15 protein-coding genes and 1 pseudogene are annotated in these 19,601 nt (G+C 69.4%); 13 read left to right on the top strand and 3 right to left on the bottom strand.

Annotated features, from left to right (window positions below):
* Positions 1–245 precede the first annotated feature (245 nt).
* The 8 genes from C4B68_RS05715 to C4B68_RS05680 all read left to right on the top strand — a co-directional run bounded on the left by C4B68_RS05715 (position 246) and on the right by C4B68_RS05680 (position 10,046).
* On the top strand, positions 246–4,133 hold the full coding sequence (locus C4B68_RS05715; protein WP_143674362.1) for a metallophosphoesterase: 3,888 nt from the start codon (positions 246–248) through the stop codon (positions 4,131–4,133).
* A 19-nt stretch (positions 4,134–4,152) separates the two neighbouring features.
* Positions 4,153–5,418 carry a HupE/UreJ family protein gene (locus C4B68_RS05710; RefSeq protein WP_240634190.1) on the top strand — a complete coding sequence of 422 codons (1,266 nt, stop codon included), beginning with the start codon at positions 4,153–4,155 and terminating at the stop codon, positions 5,416–5,418.
* An 88-nt stretch (positions 5,419–5,506) separates the two neighbouring features.
* Positions 5,507–5,773 (top strand): EVE domain-containing protein, encoded by a 267-nt coding sequence (locus tag C4B68_RS05705; protein WP_240634189.1) that lies wholly within the window; start codon positions 5,507–5,509, stop codon positions 5,771–5,773.
* Between the two features lie 196 nt (positions 5,774–5,969).
* Entirely contained in the window at positions 5,970–6,323 is a 354-nt protein-coding gene (locus C4B68_RS05700; RefSeq protein ID WP_306511380.1) for a DUF6247 family protein, read from the top strand.
* Positions 6,320–6,583 carry a hypothetical protein gene (locus C4B68_RS05695; protein WP_099502781.1) on the top strand — a complete coding sequence of 88 codons (264 nt, stop codon included), beginning with the start codon at positions 6,320–6,322 and terminating at the stop codon, positions 6,581–6,583. Before C4B68_RS05700 ends, C4B68_RS05695 begins: the two co-directional genes overlap by 4 nt.
* Before the next feature lie 236 nt (positions 6,584–6,819).
* Entirely contained in the window at positions 6,820–8,049 is a 1,230-nt protein-coding gene (gene frc / locus C4B68_RS05690; protein ID WP_104880065.1) for a formyl-CoA transferase, read from the top strand.
* Between the two features lie 313 nt (positions 8,050–8,362).
* A complete protein-coding gene (locus C4B68_RS05685; RefSeq protein ID WP_099502779.1) occupies positions 8,363–8,923 on the top strand; it encodes a beta-class carbonic anhydrase in 561 nt (186 codons plus the stop codon).
* A 322-nt stretch (positions 8,924–9,245) separates the two neighbouring features.
* On the top strand, positions 9,246–10,046 hold the full coding sequence (locus C4B68_RS05680) for an acyl-CoA dehydrogenase family protein (RefSeq protein ID WP_099502777.1): 801 nt from the start codon (positions 9,246–9,248) through the stop codon (positions 10,044–10,046).
* Positions 10,047–10,073: 27 nt separating this feature from the next.
* Here C4B68_RS05680 and C4B68_RS05675 read toward each other — a convergent pair whose 3' ends face one another.
* On the bottom strand, positions 10,074–10,763 hold the full coding sequence (locus tag C4B68_RS05675; protein ID WP_180289294.1) for a GntR family transcriptional regulator: 690 nt from the start codon (positions 10,761–10,763) through the stop codon (positions 10,074–10,076).
* 272 nt (positions 10,764–11,035) lie between these two features.
* Here C4B68_RS05675 and C4B68_RS05670 point away from each other — a divergent pair, with 272 nt between their 5' ends.
* The 4 genes from C4B68_RS05670 to C4B68_RS05655 are packed head-to-tail and all read left to right on the top strand — an operon-like array spanning position 11,036 to position 16,251.
* Complete coding sequence (locus C4B68_RS05670; protein WP_099502773.1) at positions 11,036–11,515, top strand: NAD(P)H-dependent oxidoreductase subunit E; 480 nt, start codon at positions 11,036–11,038, stop codon at positions 11,513–11,515.
* Positions 11,512–13,215 carry a formate dehydrogenase beta subunit gene (locus C4B68_RS05665; protein WP_240634187.1) on the top strand — a complete coding sequence of 568 codons (1,704 nt, stop codon included), beginning with the start codon at positions 11,512–11,514 and terminating at the stop codon, positions 13,213–13,215. The genes C4B68_RS05670 and C4B68_RS05665 overlap by 4 nt, the downstream gene beginning before the upstream one ends.
* Positions 13,212–16,037, top strand: a complete 2,826-nt coding sequence (gene fdhF / locus C4B68_RS05660; RefSeq protein ID WP_099502771.1) for a formate dehydrogenase subunit alpha — start codon at positions 13,212–13,214, stop codon at positions 16,035–16,037. The genes C4B68_RS05665 and fdhF overlap by 4 nt, the downstream gene beginning before the upstream one ends.
* A 31-nt stretch (positions 16,038–16,068) precedes the next feature.
* On the top strand, positions 16,069–16,251 hold the full coding sequence (locus C4B68_RS05655; protein ID WP_099502769.1) for a formate dehydrogenase subunit delta: 183 nt from the start codon (positions 16,069–16,071) through the stop codon (positions 16,249–16,251).
* A gap of 65 nt (positions 16,252–16,316) precedes the next feature.
* Here C4B68_RS05655 and C4B68_RS05650 read toward each other — a convergent pair.
* A pseudogene (locus C4B68_RS05650) lies at positions 16,317–16,600 on the bottom strand (GTP 3',8-cyclase MoaA); the annotation flags it as partial.
* A gap of 377 nt (positions 16,601–16,977) precedes the next feature.
* On the opposite strand from C4B68_RS05650, the gene C4B68_RS05645 reads away from it, so the two are divergent.
* A complete protein-coding gene (locus C4B68_RS05645) occupies positions 16,978–17,910 on the top strand; it encodes a LysR family transcriptional regulator (protein WP_099502767.1) in 933 nt (310 codons plus the stop codon).
* Positions 17,911–17,928: 18 nt separating this feature from the next.
* On the opposite strand, the gene C4B68_RS05640 is transcribed toward C4B68_RS05645, so the two are convergent.
* Positions 17,929–19,521 (bottom strand): FadD7 family fatty acid--CoA ligase, encoded by a 1,593-nt coding sequence (locus C4B68_RS05640; protein WP_099502765.1) that lies wholly within the window; start codon positions 19,519–19,521, stop codon positions 17,929–17,931.
* Positions 19,522–19,601: the final 80 nt, after the last annotated feature.

The raw sequence follows: 19,601 nt of genomic DNA, 5'->3' as shown, positions 1-19,601 counted from the left end.
TCCTGCTGGATGACGCTGCGTCCGTATTTCCTCTGCCTTTGGCGCCTGACCCCGCCCAGTTCACCTGTGCTGCCCAAGATGGTTGCCATGGGCATGCTGCGGAGCGCCGTAGTGAGCCCTTCACCTTTGGGCGACAGGAGGGACTTCCGCTGATGGAGCCGACAGCGCGACGAAGACGGTTCGGTGGCATATGGGGCGGGTCCCCTCTCGCCGCCGCGGTCATGGCCGGCGTGCTGCTCACGAGCATGAGTGGGAACGCCGTGGCCGCACCCGCCGATCCCGGCCCGGTGACACGGCAGGCGGGTGAGGTCGAGCCGGGCGGCACCACGAGTCCGCCGACGCTCACTCCGCACGACGGTGCGTACCTGGAGGGCACGGCGAAGGTCGCGGCCACTCCGACCGCGGCCGACGACGATGTGACCGGCCTCGCGATCGACGGGGATGAGCTCGACGCCGACCGGACGGTGGGGGTGTCCCGGCTGAGCTTCGACGTCGGGTCGAACTCGACGGAGGCGCGCTACCACAACTACGTGCTGGTCAACGGCGCGTACCGGGTGGACATCGGTGACCTCGTCAACGAGCGGGCGACGATCGAGATCCCGAACGAGCATCTCGTGAAGGGCGAGAACAAGGTCGAGGTCTTCGCGGGCACGGTCGAGAGCTCGTGCGGCACCAACTACGACGACTTCGTCCTGTCGGACGTGGGCCTCGAGCTGCTCGGCGAGATCGCGGACGGCGAGGAGAACGAGTACACGTACTCCTTCGGCGACGGCAGCTGCGGCTCGAACACCTCGCTGCTCACGAAGGCGACGCTCAGCTTCTTCGTCCTGGGCGACCCCCAGGGCACCACCGGACTCACCGCGGACGTGGATACGGCGAAGCTGGCGAACGGTAAGCACACCATCACCGCTACGACCGCCTCGGGCGCATCCGTCAAGCACACCGTGACCGTGAACAACACCCCGGAGGGGGCGCCGCGTCTGCTGCCCAAGGACGGTTCGCTCGTGAAGGGCACGCAGCCGGTCTTCGCGACGACCCCGGCGGGCGGTGACAGCGGCGTCAAGTCGCTGACCGTCGACGGCGCGGCGCCAGAGACCGAACCCACACTCGGCAACGGCGCCGCGACGTTCTCCTTCGACGTTGCCGCGAACTCGATCGACGACAAGTTCGACAACTACCTGCTCGTCAACGGCAAGCGCGTGGACCTGGGCGGCAGTTGGGTGAACCAGCGGGTGGACATCGCGATCCCGGCCCGGTTCCTGGTGCCCGGCGACAACACGATCAAGGTCGTCACCGGCGACTACAAGGAGTCCTGCGGCAACAACCGCGACGACTTCGCGATCTCCCACCTCGCGCTCGCTCTCGACGGCGCCACGGTGACGGGGCAGGACATCGACGCGTCGTACAGCATGGGCGACGGCACCTGCGGCAGCAGCGACACCGCCCTGCGCGAGGCCACGCTGCGCTACACGATCGACGCCCCGGCGGTGCATGTCTCCCAGACGCTCGGTTCGGGCGACGCGACCCTCGGCTTCACCGTGGGCGGCAACTCGATCGAGGCACGCTACGGCAACCATGTGCTCATCAACGGTCAGAAGCTGCTGCTTGAAAGCGACTTCGTGAGCCGGCACGTGGATCTGACGTTCCCGAACGAGTGGCTCGTGCCCGGATGGAACACGGTCGACTTCGTGACCGGCACCTTCCCGACGTCGTGCGGCGACAACCGTGACGACTTCGCGATCTCCGGCATCACGGTCACTCCGGCAAACGGCACGGCCACCGGCCAGATGCTGAAGAGCTTGTACGGCATGGGTGACGGCAACTGTGGCGACAACGTGATTCCGCTGACCGAGATCGACCTGGAGTTCCTCGTGGACGGTCCGGCCCGGGGCCTGCGTGCCGACCTCGACACCACCAAGATCGAGGACGGCAGGCACACTCTCGCCGCGACCTCCACCACGGGCCAGACCTCGACCCGCGCCCTGGTCAGCGACAACTCGGCCCCGAAGGTCGCGCAGAGCACCCCGGCCGCCGGTCAGAAGATCACCGCGGCGGTCGTCCTCGACGTCCGGGTGGAGGACGCCTCCGGCGTCGTGACCGGACCGGACGTCAAACTCGACGGCGAGCCGATCGACCTGGGCTCCCCGGTGGGCCCCGGCCTGACGGCGGGCGAGCACACCCTGTCCGTGACCGCCACCGACAGCCTCGGCAACACCGGGACCCGTAAGGTCGTCTTCTCCTCCGCGGGCATCCCGGACGTCCCCGCGGACCTCACCCCGGCGTCGGGCACGACCGACGCGGACCGCGATGTGACGCTCTCGGCGAAGGTGGCCGAGCCCGACGGCGGCACGGTGGACGCGACGTTCTCCCAGGCCAAGATCCTCACCCCGAACCAGGTGTACAAGGGCACGGCCGCGTCCGTCCCGACCACGCTGCGGGTCAAGGGCGAGAAGCGCGTATCGGCCAGGGGACTTGAGCCCGCCGACGGCGAGACGCTCGACGCCCCGGCCGGCCGGGACGTGACGTACCAGCGGTTCGACGTCGAGGTGAAAGGGCACGTGGACTCCCCGGTGCTGCGCTGGGAGGGCGTCATCGACCCCGAGCGGCTGGCGGCGCTGCGGGTGTGGAACACGCGGACCGAGGCATGGGACGTCCTGACGAGCGCCCGCGGCGCCGCCGAGGGCGACACCGTCCTGACCGCGGTCGTCGACCGCACGTACATCGACCACCAGAAGGTCCACGTCATGGTGACGGGTGAGGACCCGTTCGCCGACGACATCGACCCGGGCGACCCGAACCGCTTCGCCGACCCCGGCTCCTACGACTTCTCGCTCGTCCACTTCACCGACACGCAATACCTCTCCGAGGGCGCGGTGGAGCAGGAGACCGCCGAGGAGCGCGCCGTCTGGGAGTCCGCCTACGGCGGCATCGTCGACTGGATCAAGAAGAACAAGACCGCCCGCAAGATCGCGTATGTCGCCCACACCGGCGACATCATCGAGAACAACATCCGCAAGCCCGCCGACGAGGCCACCCGGCAGCAGGTCGTCGGCGAGTTCGAAGTGTCCTCGAGGCAGCAGGGCGTCCTGGACGGCGCCGGCGTCCCGAACGGAGTCATCGCGGGCAACCACGACAACCAGTCGGGCACCGAGAACGGTCCGGGCGCGCTCTACAACCAGTACTACGGCCCCGACCGCTATGCGGCGCTGTCCAAGGGCTGGGAGCACGCCGAGTACGGCGGCCCGTGGCGCGCGGGCGACAACCAGAACCACTACGACCTGTTCTCCGCGGGCGGCCTCGACTTCGTCGTGGTCGGCCTGTCGTACGGCGTGACGCGCGAGGAGGCGGAGTGGGCCGACTCTGTCTTCGAGCGGTATCCCGACCGCAACGGCATCCTGCTCTCGCACGACTACCTCGCGCCGAGCAGCAACCCCGACGGACGCGGCGCCAAGTTCTCCGCGCCCGACGGCTCGATGCTCTACAAGAAGGTGGTCGAGAACAACCCGAACGTGTTCCTCATCCTCGCCGGCCACGAGCACGGCGTGGGCACCAACGTGAAGACCAAGGTGGGCCAGGTCGGCCACGGTGTCGTCGAGCTGCTGGCGGACTACCAGTTCTACACGGTGTCGGCCGACCGGCTCGGGCTCACCGAGATCGGCGGCTACCAGCCCACCGATCAGCTGCAGTTCGGCGCGAGCTTCTTCCGGATGCTCCAGTTCGACGTCGACCGTTCCGAGCTGATCGTGGACACGTACTCCCCGCTGCTCGACGAGTTCGGCGCCACCGAGTACGACACCAGCCACCGCTACAACGGGCTCGAGGACAACATGGTCCTGCCGGTCGACCTGAGCACCCGTACGACGACCTTCAAGACCGACTCGCTCGCGCTCTACAACCCCGTGAGCGTCATCGGGACGAGCCGGGTCGACTCCGGTGAGATCGCCTCGGTGACGTGGAAGGACCTCAAGCCCGGCACGGCCTACGGGTGGCTCGTCACGGCGCGTTCCACCGGCGGCGGCGTGACCGCGTCCGAGCCGAGCGTCTTCGTCACGAAGGACGCCGACGGCCGTCCCGGCACCTGGGGACCGGACTCCAAGGAGTACCGGTGGTTCACCCCGTCGAGTCGACAGTGATCGACAGTGACCGGATGACGTGACAGCACCGATCGCCGCCGCCCCGGACGGACCGAGCAAGTCCGGGGCGGCGGCCGCCACCATTCTCCAGGCCTCCGATCCGGAATCCCGAGACCTCACCGTGCCTTCGTTCCCGCTACTCTCCCGCCGGCTGCCGCTCCGCCGGCTGCCCGCAGCCGTCCTCGCCGCCGCGGCGATCCTCTGCGGCCTGGTCACAGCCGGCCTCGTCCATCCCGCCCCGGCCGCCGCGCACGACGCGAGCACCAGCGCCTACGCCGAGGTGACCGGCACCGACGCCGAGGCCGTGCTCGACCTCGAGTACGACCTGCTCATGAAGTCGGCCTGGCTCTACGCGGAGGCGTACGAAGCGAAGGACCGGGCCGAGCAGCTTCGCCAACTGCGGGTCAACGCCGACGCCGTGACCGAGTACGTCACCGAGCGCTTCGCCGTCACCTACGACGACAAACCGTGCACGCCAACCATGGCGGGCGACGCGGACGTCCACACCCGCGGCAGTCGACCCTTCGCGGTGCTGACGCTCACCTACGCGTGCGCGGGCGGCGCCGGGGGCACCCATGAGATCTCCAGCGCGCTGTTCCCCGACGCCGAGACCTTCGTCCACGGCACGGAGACGATCGTCGACTACGACCTCCACGGGCAGCGGGGCTCCGTGGTCCTGACCGCCGCGGAGCCGACGTTGAAGACCGCCGAACACCAGGAGCCGCGCCAGGTCGTGGAGTTCTTCCTGCTCGGTGCCGAGCACCTGCTGTTCGGCCTGGACCACATCCTCTTCCTGCTGTCCCTGCTCATGGGGGCCCGCGGCCTGCGCGACGTCGTCCTCACGGCGACCGCCTTCACCGCCGCACACAGCATCACGTTCCTGCTGGCGGCCATGGACGTCGTGGACGTACCGGGAGCGGTCGTCGAACCGGTCATCGCGGCGTCGATCGTCGTCGTGGCCCTCGCCAACCTCAGGTACCGCGACCGCGACCGGACCGCCCGATGGCGGTTGCCGGTCGTCTTCGTGTTCGGTCTCCTGCACGGCCTGGGCTTCGCCGGCGCGCTGGGCATCGACGAGAGCTGGTCCTGGGAGCTGCTGCTGTCGCTCCTGAGCTTCAACGTCGGCATCGAGGCGGTGCAACTGTGCCTCACCGCCCTGCTGTTCCCGCCGCTGGCGCTGCTCCGCCGGACCCCCGCGCACCGCTGGGCCCTGCCCGCGCTGACGGCTCCCGTCGTGGCCGTCAGCCTGTACTGGTTCTGCGCCCGCATCCCCCTGCCGGTGTGACGGCCAGAGTCTCCGGGCCCTACGCGGTATCCGCCGCCTCGCCCACGAGGACCCCGAACTCGACCTCTGGCTAAGCCGACGCAACCGCATGAACCCGGGCGACCGCCTGTGGTACTTCTTCAGCCAACCGGAGTCGGCGGTCGCCGCGGTGGCCGAGGTCGACAGGGAGCCGCAGGAGGACCCCGACGACTCCGACTTCCCCTACCGGGTCGACGTGACCCTGCTACCCAGGCCCACGGACGCGCTGTACCGCAACCCGGTGGGCCGGGACGAGCTGGAACTCGGCCAGGTGCGGTCGGTGCAGAAGGTCAAGCCGGGGGCATTGGCAGTCCTGCTGGCGCGTGCTGGCCTGTAGGACGTGCGACTCTTTGCGACCCCCTTATCCCCTGGAGGCCGCGTGGCGACTCGGCGCGGCGGCAATCGCACAGACGCCGACCGGACACTCGGTGTGGTCGGGTCGTACCTGTGCGTCGATCCGGCAGTCGATCCGGCGCGGTGCGAGTACCGTCGAGATCGCAGTCAACGCCCACCCTCGAACCGGGAGCACGACCGTGACCGCACTGCCCGCGCAGCCGCAGGCCGGTGAGCCGCTCATCCCCATGCCCGCTCTGACCCCCGATGCCCTGCGTGCCGCCGTCGAGCAGCTGACGCCGAGCCGTATGCCGGTGTTCGTCCGTGATCTCGTCGACGCGACCACCAGCGCTCAGCAGGCCCAGTCTCTCGCGCCGCTGCGCACCTTCGTCCACACGTGGGGCGTGTTCGTCGCGATCCAGCGCTATCCCTCACGAGCCGCACGCCTGCGGCACCTGGAGGAGGTGGTGAGCGGCGGGGTGGAGGATCCAGCGGATGCCATCACGGAGATCAGGAAGATCCACGTGGAGGCGGAGGCCGAGGCCGGACTGTGACCGACTGGAAGTGGGACTACAACCCGAGCGAGGAGCACCTGACGGCTGGGCTCCCCGTGGGCGTGATCGCTGAGGTGGAGCGGATCGCCACCGAACTCGCCGCCTTGGGCGGCGACGCCGAAACGGCAGGGGGCAGACCGGAGGACAAGCCCGGCGGGCTGAGGAACTTCCCCATCTTCGGCGGACGCGGCTTCATCCAGTTCCTCGCGGTTCCCCGACACTCGTGCGTCTACGTCTGCAACATCGTCTGGAACGGGTGACGGCATCTGAAGAGGCGTAAGTGCGCCCGTGGTTGGGCGCTTGGAGCAGGCGGGCGCGAGATCAGCTCGCCGTCCCTCCGGTGATCGGAGGAGTGCGGCTCCCGCCGAAGTAGCGGTACGAATTCTTCGGCGCCCCCTGGACATCCCTCGCTCCTGCCGCAACCATGAAGCGACTCCATACGGTATGCAATCTACAGTATGGATGGCCTGATCCCGGAACCGCGAAGGTGGCGATCATGACGAAGGCTCTCGAGGGCGTGCGCGTCCTGGATATGACGCACGTGCAGTCCGGCCCGTCCGCAACGCAGATCCTCGCGTGGCTCGGCGCCGATGTGGTCAAGCTGGAGGCGCCGACCGGTGACATCACCCGCAAGCAGCTGCGCGATCTCCCGGACGTCGACTCCCTCTACTTCACGATGCTCAACAGCAACAAACGCAGCATCACCCTCAACACCAAGACCGACCGCGGCCAGCAGATCCTCACGGAACTGATCCGCCGCAGCGACGTCATGGTCGAGAACTTCGGACCCGGCGCCATCGACCGCATGGGCTTCACCTGGGACCGCATCCGCGAGATCAACCCCCAGATCGTCTACGCCTCCATCAAGGGCTTCGGCGAAGGCCCCTACACCAACTACAAGGCGTACGAGGTCGTCGCCCAAGCCATGGGCGGATCCATGTCGACCACCGGCTTCGAAGACGGCCCCCCACTCGCCACCGGCGCCCAGATCGGCGACTCCGGCACCGGCATCCACGCCGTCGCGGGCATCCTCGCCGCCCTCTTCCAGCGCACCCACACCGGCCGCGGCCAGCGGGTCAACGTGGCCATGCAGCATGCCGTGCTCAACCTCTGCCGCGTGAAACTGCGCGACCAGCAGCGCCTGGCCCATGGCCCGCTCGCTGAATATCCCAACGAGGACTTCGGCGACGAGGTTCCCCGGTCGGGCAATGCGAGTGGCGGCGGGCAGCCGGGGTGGGCGGTCAGGTGTGCGCCGGGCGGCCCGAACGACTACGTGTACGTCATCGTCCAGCCCGTCGGCTGGAAGCCGATCAGCGAGCTCATCGGCCGGCCCGAACTCGCCGAGGACCCCGAGTGGGCCACCCCCGAAGCCAGGCTGCCCAAGCTGGAGAAGATGTTCCAGCTCATCGAGGAATGGACCAGCACACTCCCCAAGTTGCGGGTGCTGGAGGCGCTCAACGCCCACAACATCCCCTGTGGTCCGGTCCTGTCCACCAAGGAGATCATCGAGGACGCCTCGCTCGCCGCCAACGGGATCGTCGTCGAGGTCGAGCACCCCGAGCGCGGTTCGTACGTCACGGTCGGCAACCCGCTGAAACTGTCCGACTCCCCGGTCGAGGTGGAGCGGTCCCCGCTGCTCGGCGAACACAACGAGGAGATCTACCTCGGCGAGCTCGGCATCTCGCATGACGAGCTGCCGATGCTCAAGGCGCAAGGGGTGATCTGACCGTGGCCGTCGACGGGGCCGGTCAAAGGGGGCGGCGCACGCTTGATAGTCGGCGTTTATCACCTAGAAGTCGTTCTCGCGTGGACCACCTCTCACGGCCTGGCCTGACCTGGCCGAAGCCGGTCTCCGAGCGGGAGTTCGGTGCCCGCCCCAACTCCTCGCCCTGCCAAGGGAAACCACTGCGCGGACTCTGGACAAGGGATCGCGGGTGGACGAAGAATACTGGCTACTTCATACCGTATACGGATCTGCCCGCCTTAGGGGTGACCTACATCTGTCTCCCAGGCGCTCGACCGGAGTGAGGTAGCCCAGCATGTCGACACCGGCCCCCCGTCTCGCTCAGTCCACCAGCAGGATTCCCGGCGGCGGGACGGTCACCGACCGGCTCGTGGAGTCCAACCGCGCCTACGCCGCCGGATTCGTCGACCCAGGCATGGGCGCCCGCCCCGTCCTGCGCGTCGCGGTCGTGGCCTGTATGGACGCCAGGATCGACCTGCACGCCGCGCTCGGATTGGAGTTGGGCGATTGTCACACCGTCCGTAACGCGGGCGGAGTGGTCACCGACGACACGATCCGCTCCCTGACGATCAGTCAACGCGCGCTGGGCACACGCAGCGTCGTACTCATCCACCACACCGGCTGCGGACTGCAGAGCCTGACCGAGGACTTCCGGATCGAACTGGAGATGGAGGTCGGGCAGCGGCCGGCGTGGGCCGTCGAGGCATTTCGGGACGTCGATCAGGACGTACGGCAGTCGATGCAGCGGGTGCGGACGTCGCCGTTCCTGCCGTACACCGATGACGTCCGAGGTTTCGTCTTCGACGTGTCGACGGGGTTGCTGCGGGAGATCGATCCGATCGACCCACGGCACTGAGCCACTCCCGTTCCCGCTGCCGAGCCGCCCCGGGTCATCCCCTCCGCTGGGCGGCCACCGCGGCGATCTGCTTGCAGTAGAAGTCGGCGGTGTTCCTGGTGTGCCGGCGCAGACGCTGCTGCATGCCGTCTGCGTCGACTGCATCGTCTACATCGCCTGTGTCGTCTGTGTCGCCTGTGTCGTCTGTGGCGCGAAATCGCGGAAACCCCCCCTTGGTTGATTGCCCTTCCCTCGCCTCTGGCGCTCCGGAAGGATCCAGAATACTGTATGCAATCATGCTCGCTCTCGCGCAGAGCTGCGTTCCCGAGGAGGGGGTCACCCCGTGTCGTACCGCATCGCTCTCTCTGAAGTCCTGAGCACAGTCATCACGCCGTCCGCCGAAGTGACCGGCGGTCAGGGCAGATTTCCCCGCGGGTCTGTGACCGCCCTCGGCGGCGCCGGGCTGCTGGGACTCACCGTCTCCACGGAATTCGGCGGCGGCGGCATGGGATTGCCGGATGCCGCCGAGGTGGTGGCACGGGTCGCACGCGTCTGCCCGGCGACGGCGGCCGTGCTCCAGTCCCACTATGCGGCGGTCGCCGTCATCGAGTCGTACGGCAGCGACTGGGTCCGTGGTGAGATCGCCGCCGGTCGCCACCTCGGCAGCCTCGCTCTGGCCGAGGACGGCCCCGGCGAACAGGGCGTGCGGGGGGAGCTCTGGGCGGCACGCTCCAGCGCCGCCCGCTCCGGAGATGTGGTCGCCCTGCGTGCCCGTAAGCATGAGGTGGTCGCGGCGGGAGAAGCCGACAGTTACGTCTGGTCCTCCCGGCCGGTCACCGCGCCGGACGGCCTGACGCTCTGGGTGGTGCCCGCGCACGCCCCGGACCTGTTCGTGCCGGCCCGGCCCGACGGGGGAGGGCCAGGTGGCAGTGCGACGTCCACCGTGTTCGCCGACCCGGTCCTGGTTCCCGCCGACGCCATGCTCGGACCGGACGGCGGTGGGCTCGACATCGTGCTGCGCACCGTCCTGCCGTGGCTGCTCGAACTACAGGCCGCCGTCGGCGGCGAGGCGGTTCATTCGGCGGTGGCCGACGTCCCGCTCCGGCCCGATCGCCGCGTCACCGATTCCCTCGCGTCGTCGTGAATCCGGCTGCGGGGGCGGCCCGTCCGGTCAGTCCTGGCCCGCCCCGGCAGCGATCTGCTTGCGATAGAAGTCGGTGGTGCGCTCGGTGTGCTTGCGCATGATCTCGCTCGCGCGGTCCGCGTTCCCCTTGGCGATGGCCTTGATGAGCTGCGCGTGCTCGTTCCAGGCCTCCTTGCCGCGGGGCTGGGCGATGGGCGTGTAGTACCAGCGCACCTTCTGGCCCACCTGCGAGATCAGCTCAGTCAGTACGGCGTTGTCGGCCATGGAGGTGATGTAGGCGTGCAGAGCGGTGTTGGCGGTGACCAGACGTTCGACATCACCCTCGGCGAGCGCTTCGACGCCCTCCTGCTGCAACTCCCAGAGGCGTTCGACGTCTTCGGGCTTCGCGTTCTGGGCGGCGAGCTGGGCCGAGTAGGTCTCAAGGACCGCGCGGACGCTGAGCAGCTGGACGGCCTCTTCCTCGGTGGGGGAGTGCACGAAGGCGCCCTGGGCGGGGCGCAGGTCGACCCAGCCGTTGGTCTGGAGTCGTTGCAGCGCCTCGCGTACCGGCTGGCGGCTGACGCCGAGGTGTTCGGCGAGTTCGGCCTCGACGAGGTGCTGGCCGGGCTTGAGGGAGCCGCTGACGATCAGTTCGGTCAGCGCGTCGTAGACGGCCTGGCGCAGCGGTGCCGGGCGGGTGACGCGCCGGGACGCAGCGGCCGTGAGTGCCTCGCGCATGGTTGCCCCGTTCTGCCACCGGGCCGGCGGAGCCGACGGCAATACCAAGTGATGGCCGCCGAGAGGGTTGCCGACGGCGGCCTCAGTATACAGGTTTTGGTATGCAACATGGGGCGTGCGCTGTCGAGGGCCGCCCCTCGGCCGGGCGCCTTCCGGTTGCCTCGGTTGCCTCGGCCGGCGATGTTCGTCGACGGAGTTCTGTATACAGAAGCCTGTATGGGGTAGTGTCCCAGTCCCCTGCAAGCATCGCCATCGGCCCTTGGGGAGCGATCATGACGACCAGCGGGAGTGACGTGACGGTCGAGAACGTGGTGCGGAGGGTGGCGGCCGGTCACCGAGGTCAGCGCGGCGCGCTGCTGCCCGTACTGCACGCCGTTCAGGCCGAGTTGGGCCATGTGCCGCAAGAGGCGATACCGGTGCTCGCCGACGAGTTCAACCTCTCCCGTGCGGACGTCCACGGAGTGGTGACCTTCTACCACGACTTTCGCCGCGAGCCTGCCGGACGCACCACGGTGCGGATATGCCGTGCCGAGGCCTGCCAGGCCCTGGGCGCGGGCAGCCTGGTGGGCTATGCCCGCGAGGCCGGACTGTCCCTCGGGGAGACGACGGCGGACGGCGCGGTGACCGTGGAGCAGGTCTTCTGCCTCGGCAACTGCGCTCTCGGGCCGACGGTAGAGGTGAACGGTCGGCTGCACGGACGAGTGGGCCCGGCCCAGCTGGGCGCGATCCTCAACGGGACGGTCTCTTCATGAACAACTCTTCGGACTCCACGGCACATTCGGACTTCACGGCGAGGTCGGACTTCACGGCGAGGTCGGACTTCACGGCGAGGTCGGATTCCACGCCGAGGTCGGATTCCACGGCGAAGGTCTACGTCCCCCGCGACTCGGCTGCCAGATCCGTCGGCGCGGACGAGGTCGCGGACGCCCTGCAACTGGCGGCGGCTCGCGGAGACTTCGACATCGAAGTGGTACGCAACGGATCGCGCGGCATGCTCTGGCTGGAGCCGCTGATCGAGGTGGTGACCCCGCACGGCCGCGTCGGGTACGGACCGGTGGCCCCCTCGGAGGTGGAGGGACTCCTCGCCGCCGGCATGCTCGACGGAGCCGACCACCCGCTGCGGCTCGGCGTCGTGGACGAACTGCCCTGGCTGGCACGCCAGACACGCGTCACCTTCGCCAGAGTCGGCGTGACCGACCCGCTGTCGACCCAGGACTATCTGGAGCACGGCGGACTGGCCGGGCTGCGCGCGGCGCTGGAACTCGCCCCCGAGGACGTGGTCACGGAGGTCACCGAATCCGGGCTGCGCGGCCGCGGCGGCGCGGGATTCCCGGCCGGTATCAAGTGGAAGACGGTGCTCGGATGCACGGACGAGCTGAAGTTCGTCTGCTGCAACGCCGATGAGGGCGACAGCGGGACCTTCGCCGACCGGATGGTCATGGAAGGCGACCCGTTCATGCTCATCGAGGGCATGACGATCGCCGCACACGCGGTCGGCGCGAGCGAGGGCTACCTCTACATCCGCTCGGAGTACCCCGACGCGGTGGCCACGATGCGTGCGGCGATCGGCATCGCGCGTGAGCACGGCTGGCTAGGGAAGGGCATCCTCGGCTCGGCGCTCGACTTCGACCTGCAGGTACGCGTCGGCGCCGGCGCGTACATCTGCGGCGAGGAGACCTCCATGCTGGAGAGCCTGGAGGGCAAGCGGGGCATGGTCCGCGCCAAGCCGCCGATCCCCGCGATCGAGGGCCTGTTCGGCAAACCGACGGTCGTGAACAACGTCCTCACGCTGGCCACCGTCCCCATCGTTCTCGCAGACGGGGCGAAGGCGTACCAGGAACTCGGCGTCGAGCGCTCGCGCGGCACCCAGGTGTTCCAGCTCGGCGGCAACATCGCGCACGGCGGCATCGTGGAGACCGCGTTCGGCGTCACCCTGCGCGAACTCGTCGAGGACTACGGCGGCGGTACGTTCTCCGGGCGCCCGGTGCGCACCGTGCAGGTCGGCGGGCCGCTCGGCGCCTATCTGCCGACGTCGATGTTCGACCTGCCGATGGACTACGAGGCCTTCGCGGCGGCCGGTGCGATGGTCGGCCACGGCGGCCTCGTGGTGTTCGACGACAGCGTCGACATGGCCGCCCAGGCGCGCTTCGCCATGGAGTTCTGCGCCGAGGAGTCCTGTGGCAAGTGCACACCGTGCCGGGTCGGTTCGGTGCGCGGTGTCGAGGTGATCGACAAGATCGTGGCCGGTGAGCACCGGGACGAGAATCTGGCGTTGCTTGAGGATCTGTGCGACCTGATGACCGATGGTTCGCTGTGCGCGATGGGCGGACTGACGCCGATGCCCGTACGCAGCGCCCTCGCTCATTTCCCCGACGATTTCCTCGGCGGCCGTCGAAGCCTGGAGATCCAACCCGTACAAGCGACTGGCGTGAGGACGGAGGGCACGGCATGACACTCCTCAAGGAACCCGACTTCGGAACCCCGGAAAGGCCCGGCCCGGCGACGGTGTCGGTGGAGGTGGACGGCCTGCCGGTGACCGTCCCGGAGGGCACGTCGGTGATGCGCGCCGCCGCGCTCGCCGGCGTCGACATACCCAAACTGTGCGCCACCGACAGCCTTGAGGCGTTCGGCTCGTGTCGGCTGTGCGTGGTGGAGATCGACGGCCGGCGCGGCACCCCGGCGTCCTGCACCACACCGTGCGCCGACGGGATGAAGGTGAGCACCCAGACGCCGAAGGTGGAGAAGCTCCGCCAGGGCGTCATGGAGCTCTACATCTCCGACCATCCGCTGGACTGCCTCACCTGCCCGGCCAACGGCGACTGTGAGTTGCAGGACATGGCCGGCGTGGTCGGACTGCGGCAGGTGCGGTACGGCTACGAGGGCGAGAACCACCTCGATGCCGAGAAGGACACGTCCAACCCGTACTTCGACTTCGACCCGTCCAAGTGCATCGCCTGCTCCCGCTGCGTGCGGGCCTGCGGCGAGGTGCAGGGCACGTTCGCGCTGACCATCGAGGGGCGCGGCTTCGACTCCAAGGTCTCGGCGGGCGCCGGCGAGACCTTCTTGGACTCCGAGTGCGTGTCCTGCGGGGCCTGCGTGCAGGCCTGCCCGACCTCGACGCTTCAGGAGCGCTCAGTGGTCGAACTCGGCATGCCGACCAGGTCGGTGGTCACCACGTGCGCGTACTGCGGTGTCGGCTGCTCGTTCAAGGCCGAGCTGCGCGGCGACGAGCTGGTGCGGATGGTGCCCTACAAGGACGGCGGCGCGAACGAGGGCCACTCCTGTGTGAAGGGCCGCTTCGCCTTCGGTTACGCGTCGCACCCCGACCGGGTCCTCAAGCCCATGGTCCGCGAAAGGATCACCGACCCGTGGCGTGAGGTCGAGTGGGACGAGGCCATCGGCACCGTCGCCACGAAGATGCGCGAGCTCCAGGACCGGTACGGATCGAGTTCGATCGGCGCCATCTCCTCGTCGCGCTGTACCAACGAAGAGGTCTACGTCGTACAGAAGATGGTGCGCGCGGCCTTCGGCAACAACAACGTCGACACCTGCGCCCGCGTCTGCCACTCCCCGACGGGATACGGACTCAAGCAGACCTTCGGCGAGTCGGCCGGCACCCAGGACTTCCGGTCGGTCGCCGAGGCCGATGTGATCATGGTGATCGGCGCGAACCCCACGGACGGGCACCCGGTGTTCGCCTCCCGGATGAAGCGCCGCCTGCGCGAGGGCGCCGAGCTCATCGTGGTCGATCCGCGCCGCATCGATCTCGTGCGCTCGCCGCACATCGAGGCCGCGCACCACCTCCAGCTCAGGCCGAGCACGAACGTCGCCGTCGTCAACGCCATGGCGCACGTGGTGGTCACCGAGGGCCTGGCCGACCTGGCCTTCGTGGAGCAGCGGTGCGAAGGGTTCGACGAGTGGGCGGAGTTCGTCGCCCGCCCGGAGAACAGCCCGGAGGCGACCGAGGAGATCAGTGGCGTACCGTCCGAGGAACTGCGGGCGGCCGCCCGGCTGTACGCGAACGCACCCAACGGGGCCATCTACTACGGCCTCGGCGTCACCGAGCACAGCCAGGGCTCGACCATGGTCATGGGAATGGCCAACCTCGCGATGGCATGCGGCAACATCGGCCGGGACGGCGTCGGCGTGAACCCGCTGCGCGGTCAGAACAACGTGCAGGGCTCGTGCGACATGGGTTCGTTCCCGCACGAGCTGCCCGGCTACCGTCACGTCTCCGACGACGCCGTACGCGATGTGTTCGAGAACCTCTGGGGCGGCACCATCCTCGCCGAGCCCGGACTCCGGATCCCGAACATGTTCGACGCCGCGATCGACGGGTCCTTCCGGGGCCTGTTCGTCCACGGCGAGGACATCGCTCAGTCCGACCCGAACCTCAAGCACGTCACCGCCGCGCTCGAAGCGATGGAACTGGTCGTCGTACAGGACCTGTTCCTCAACGAGACGGCGAAGTTCGCGCATGTCTTCCTGCCCGGTGCGTCGTTCCTGGAGAAGGACGGCACCTTCACCAACGCCGAGCGCCGTATCAACCGCGTGCGCGCGGTGATGAAGCCGAAGACGGGCAAGCACGAGTGGCAGATCATCAGCGAGATCGCCACCGCGATGGGTTACCCCATGTCCTATGACCACCCGAGCCGGATCATGGACGAGATCGCCACGGTCACACCGACCTTCACCGGTGTCTCCTTCGATGTGCTGGACAAGCTCGGCAGCGTCCAGTGGCCGTGCAACGAGTCGGCTCCGGAGGGAACTCCGGTCATGCATGTCGACGAATTCGTGCGCGGCAAGGGCAAGTTCGTGGTCACCAGCTACGTGGCGACCAACGAGCGCAGCACCCGGCGCTTCCCCCTGGTCCTGACCACGGGCCGCATCCTCAGCCAGTACAACGTCGGGGCGCAGACCCGCCGTACCGGCAATGTCGCGTGGCACCCCGAGGACATCCTGGAGCTGCACCCGCACGACGCCGAGGAACGTGGCATCAAGGACGGTGATCTGGTGACGCTGGCCAGCCGTGTCGGGCAGACGACCCTGCACGCGGAGATCTCCGACCGGATGCCTGTCGGCGTCGTTTACACCACGTTCCACCACCCCGTGACCGGCGCCAACGTGGTGACCACGGAGAACTCGGACTGGGCGACCAACTGCCCGGAGTACAAGGTGACCGCCGTACAGGTCGGCCTCGCGCACCCGCTCGAGCGCGGTGACACGAAGGTGGCCGAAGCCGAGGACGGCCAACTGGTCACGGTGGTGGACTGAGATGGCGGGCACAGTGCCACCGGAGTCCAGGATGGCCAACGACATCGCCGCGCACCATGGACACCTGCCGAGCGAGCTGGCCGCCGAGGCGATCGCGGGACACCTGGGCAGGTTCTGGGACCCGCGCATGCGCACCCGGTTGTACGAGTTCGTGGACGCCGGAGCGGACGGGCTCGACCCGTTGGTGGTCGCCGCCGTGCGGCTGATGCGCTGACCGGCGGGCCGCACCGGCGCTCGGGGCCGGTGCGGCCCCGCCGGCCCCCAGCACTGGGCGGGCTGTCAGCCGCCGATCGCGGACATCGGGCGTCGGGGCTGGAGGAAGGACGGGTCGCCGAGACCCGAGTCGGCCTTCTTGTCCCACATCGCGGCGCGTCGGCGTTCGGCGAGGTCCTGGTCGGACGCACCGGAGCGCAGGGCGGTGCGCAGGCCCGACTCCTCGCGGGCGAACAGACAGTCCCGGACCTGCCCGTCGGCGGTGAGCCGCGTGCGGTCGCAGTCGCGGCAGAACGGCCGGGTGACGAGGCGATCACCCCGACCCGGCCGGGCCCGCCGTCGACCAGCCAGGTGAGGGTGCGGAAGACCTCCGGGCTCAGGGTGTCGAGCGAGACGTTGACCCGGTCGGGCCCGGCGGTGCGCAGTGCCTCGGCGTCTTGGCGCGGCACGGTAGGGCCGTCACGGCCGGTACGGAGCCTCAGACGTCCGCGCCCGCCTAAGCGCTCCGCTGGAAGTCCGGTGCGTCATCTGCGGGTCCGTCGTGGCTGGTCGCGCCCACGCGGCGGAGCCGCACAGGTGACAGCCCCGCGCCCCTTCGGGGCGCTGCCGCACCGCACCGGACTTCGCCAGACCCGCTCAGCGCGGTACGCCGCTGCCGGACCAAGGGCGCGGCCGGTCAGGGTGGGTAGGCTTGGCCGATCACATGGCATTCAGCGAGGAGTCGTTCATGCTGTTCCGCCAGCTGGAGTACTTCGTAGCGGTGGCCAGGGAGAGGCACTTCGCCCGGGCGGCGGAATCCTGCTATGTGTCGCAGCCCGCGCTCTCGGCGGCGATCGCCAAGCTGGAGCGGGAGCTGAACGTCACGCTGATCAACCGGGGGCACAACTACCAGGGCCTCACCCCGGAGGGCGAACGGCTCGTCGTGTGGGCCAAGCGGATCCTCGCCGAGCAGGACGCGTTCAAGGCCGAGGTGGCCGCCGTGCAGTCGGGCATCACCGGGACGCTGCGGCTGGGCACGGACCCCACCGCGTCGACGACCCTGGCGCTGCCCGTGGCCGCGTTCTGTGCGGCGCACCCGCTGGCCAAGGTGCAGGTCCGCTCCCGCCTGTCGACGAAGGAGCTGCACCGCCAGCTGCGCGACTTCGAACTGGACGTGGCGATCGCCCACTTCGACCCCGGCGACCGGGAAGGCCTGCAGGTCGTTCCCCTGTACCAGGAGCGGTACATGCTGCTGATCTCGGGCGATCAGCTGATGTCCCAGACATCCACCATGACCTGGGCGGACGCGGCCCAGTTGCCGCTCGCGCTCCTGACGCCCGACATGCGGATCCGCCAGATCATCGACGGCGTCTTCGCGGACAAGGGGTTCGTGGTGACCCCGCAGGTGGAGACGGACTCGATCGCCTCCCTCTACGCGCACGTGGGCGGCGGGGAGTGGGCGAGCATCGTGCCCCACACGTGGTTGCGTGCGATGCCGGTGATCGGCAGGACGAGAGCTCTGCCCCTGGTCGACCCGGAGGCAGGTGCCCAGGTCTCGGTGGCGATCCACGCGGCGACCCCGGGTTCGGTAGCTGCCCGGGCCTTCGTCAACGCGGCCACGGGCCTGGCGCTGGACGACTTCTTCAACCAGCCACTGCCGGCCGAGCACCGCGTGCGATGAGCCGGTACGCGCCTGGCGTCACGGCGCGTACCGGGCCTCCACCGCGAGCCGGTCGAGCCCTCCCTTGGCGGTGTGCGGCAGAGCGGCGACGAGCGCGATCCGGTCGGGTACCTCGAAGGAGGCCAGCCGGTCACGGCAGTACCGAAGGATCTGCTCGGCGCCGATGCCCTCGCCCCCGCGTACGACCACCGCGGCACCGACCCGTTGCCCGTACGTCGCGTCGGGGATGGCGAACACGGCCGCCTCGGCGACTCCGGGACATCCGGCGAGAATGTCCTCGACATGCTCGGGCGAGATCTTCTCGCCCCCGCGGTCGATGAGGTTCTTGATACGCCCGGTGAGGGACAGGTACCCCTCCTTGTCGAGTGCGCCCAGGTCTCCGGTGCGCAGCCACTCGTCGGTGAAACTGCGCGCCGTCTCGCCCGGATCGCCGAGGTAGCCGCGGGCGACCGTGGGGCCGTGCACCCACACCTCACCCTGGGTGCCGACCGGACACGTACGCCCGTCCTGGTCGACGACACGCAGAGCCACTCCGGTGGGCCGGCCGACCGACCCGTGCTTCAGGGGCCCTCGCGGTGGCAGCGGCTCGCTGGTCACCTGGTGCGTGGACTCGGTCATCCCGTACGCGGACAGCAGCGGTGCCCCGAACGTGCGCTCCAGCGCCCGCTGTGTCGCTGTGTTGAGGGGGGCACTGCAACTGCGTACGAACTTCAGCGGCGGCGTCTGCGGCCCCGGGTACGCGATCTCCGCCCGGTCCAGGAGGATTTCATGGATGGCCGGGACCGCCGTGAACCAGGTGGCGGCCGCAGCGCGCATGTCGTCCCAGAACGTGCGCGCCGAGAACCGTCCCCGCTCGGGCAGCAGCACGCATCCTCCGCCGGCCAGCGACGCGAGCAGCGCCGCGAACAGTCCGTGGCCGTGGAAGAACGGCATCACCGCGACCGTCGCGTCGCCCGGCCCCAGCTCGTACGTGGCGCAGATACCGCGCACGGACGCGGCCACGTTGGCGTGCGTCAGCGGGACCATCCTGGCGCGGTCGGTGGTCCCCGCCGTGAACAGGACGAGGGCGTCGTGGTCCGAGAGTTCGTGGGCCGCGCCCCGGACGTCGCGAACCGCACGCGCGCCGGTGTCCAGGGCGACCGCCGCCGTCCCGGCACGGGAGGCGACGACGCGCAGGGGCCAGGTCGGGACCCGGACCTGAGCGATGGGCGGGGCGTCGGCGGCGGCCGGCCCGAGGAGGAGCGCCCGCGCACCGAGCGCTTCGAGCCGGGCGGACAGCTGTGACCCGGGCAGCGCCGGGTCCAGCGGAGCGACCACCAGGCCGGCCCGCGCCGCACCCAGGAGCGCGACGACGAACTCGGCGTTGTTCGCGCAAACCAGTCCGATCGCGTCGCCGCGGCGCAGCCCCGTGCCGCCGAGCCGGGCGGCCACGTCGTCGGCCAGGGCCGCGAGGGCGCGGTAGGACAGGTGCACCCGGTCCCCGGTGACGATGAGAGCCCGGGCCCGCGGACGCTCGCGCACCTGCCGGTCGAGGAGATCGGCAAGGCCGGTGATCTCCGGAGGTTGGTACCGGTCCGCGCCGCGCACGGATGCCGCCGCCGGAACGGCCATGACCCCACCTCTCCGTGCCCTGTCCGATGAAGCAGTCCTCTGCGAGCGTGCGGTGGTGCGCGGTACGCGTCCAATACGCA

This window comes from Streptomyces dengpaensis, from assembly GCF_002946835.1.
Classification (GTDB): Bacteria; Actinomycetota; Actinomycetes; order Streptomycetales; family Streptomycetaceae; genus Streptomyces; species Streptomyces dengpaensis.
The sequence above is the reverse complement of the archived record's forward strand: the minus strand, read 5'-3'. Positions and strand labels throughout refer to the sequence as shown.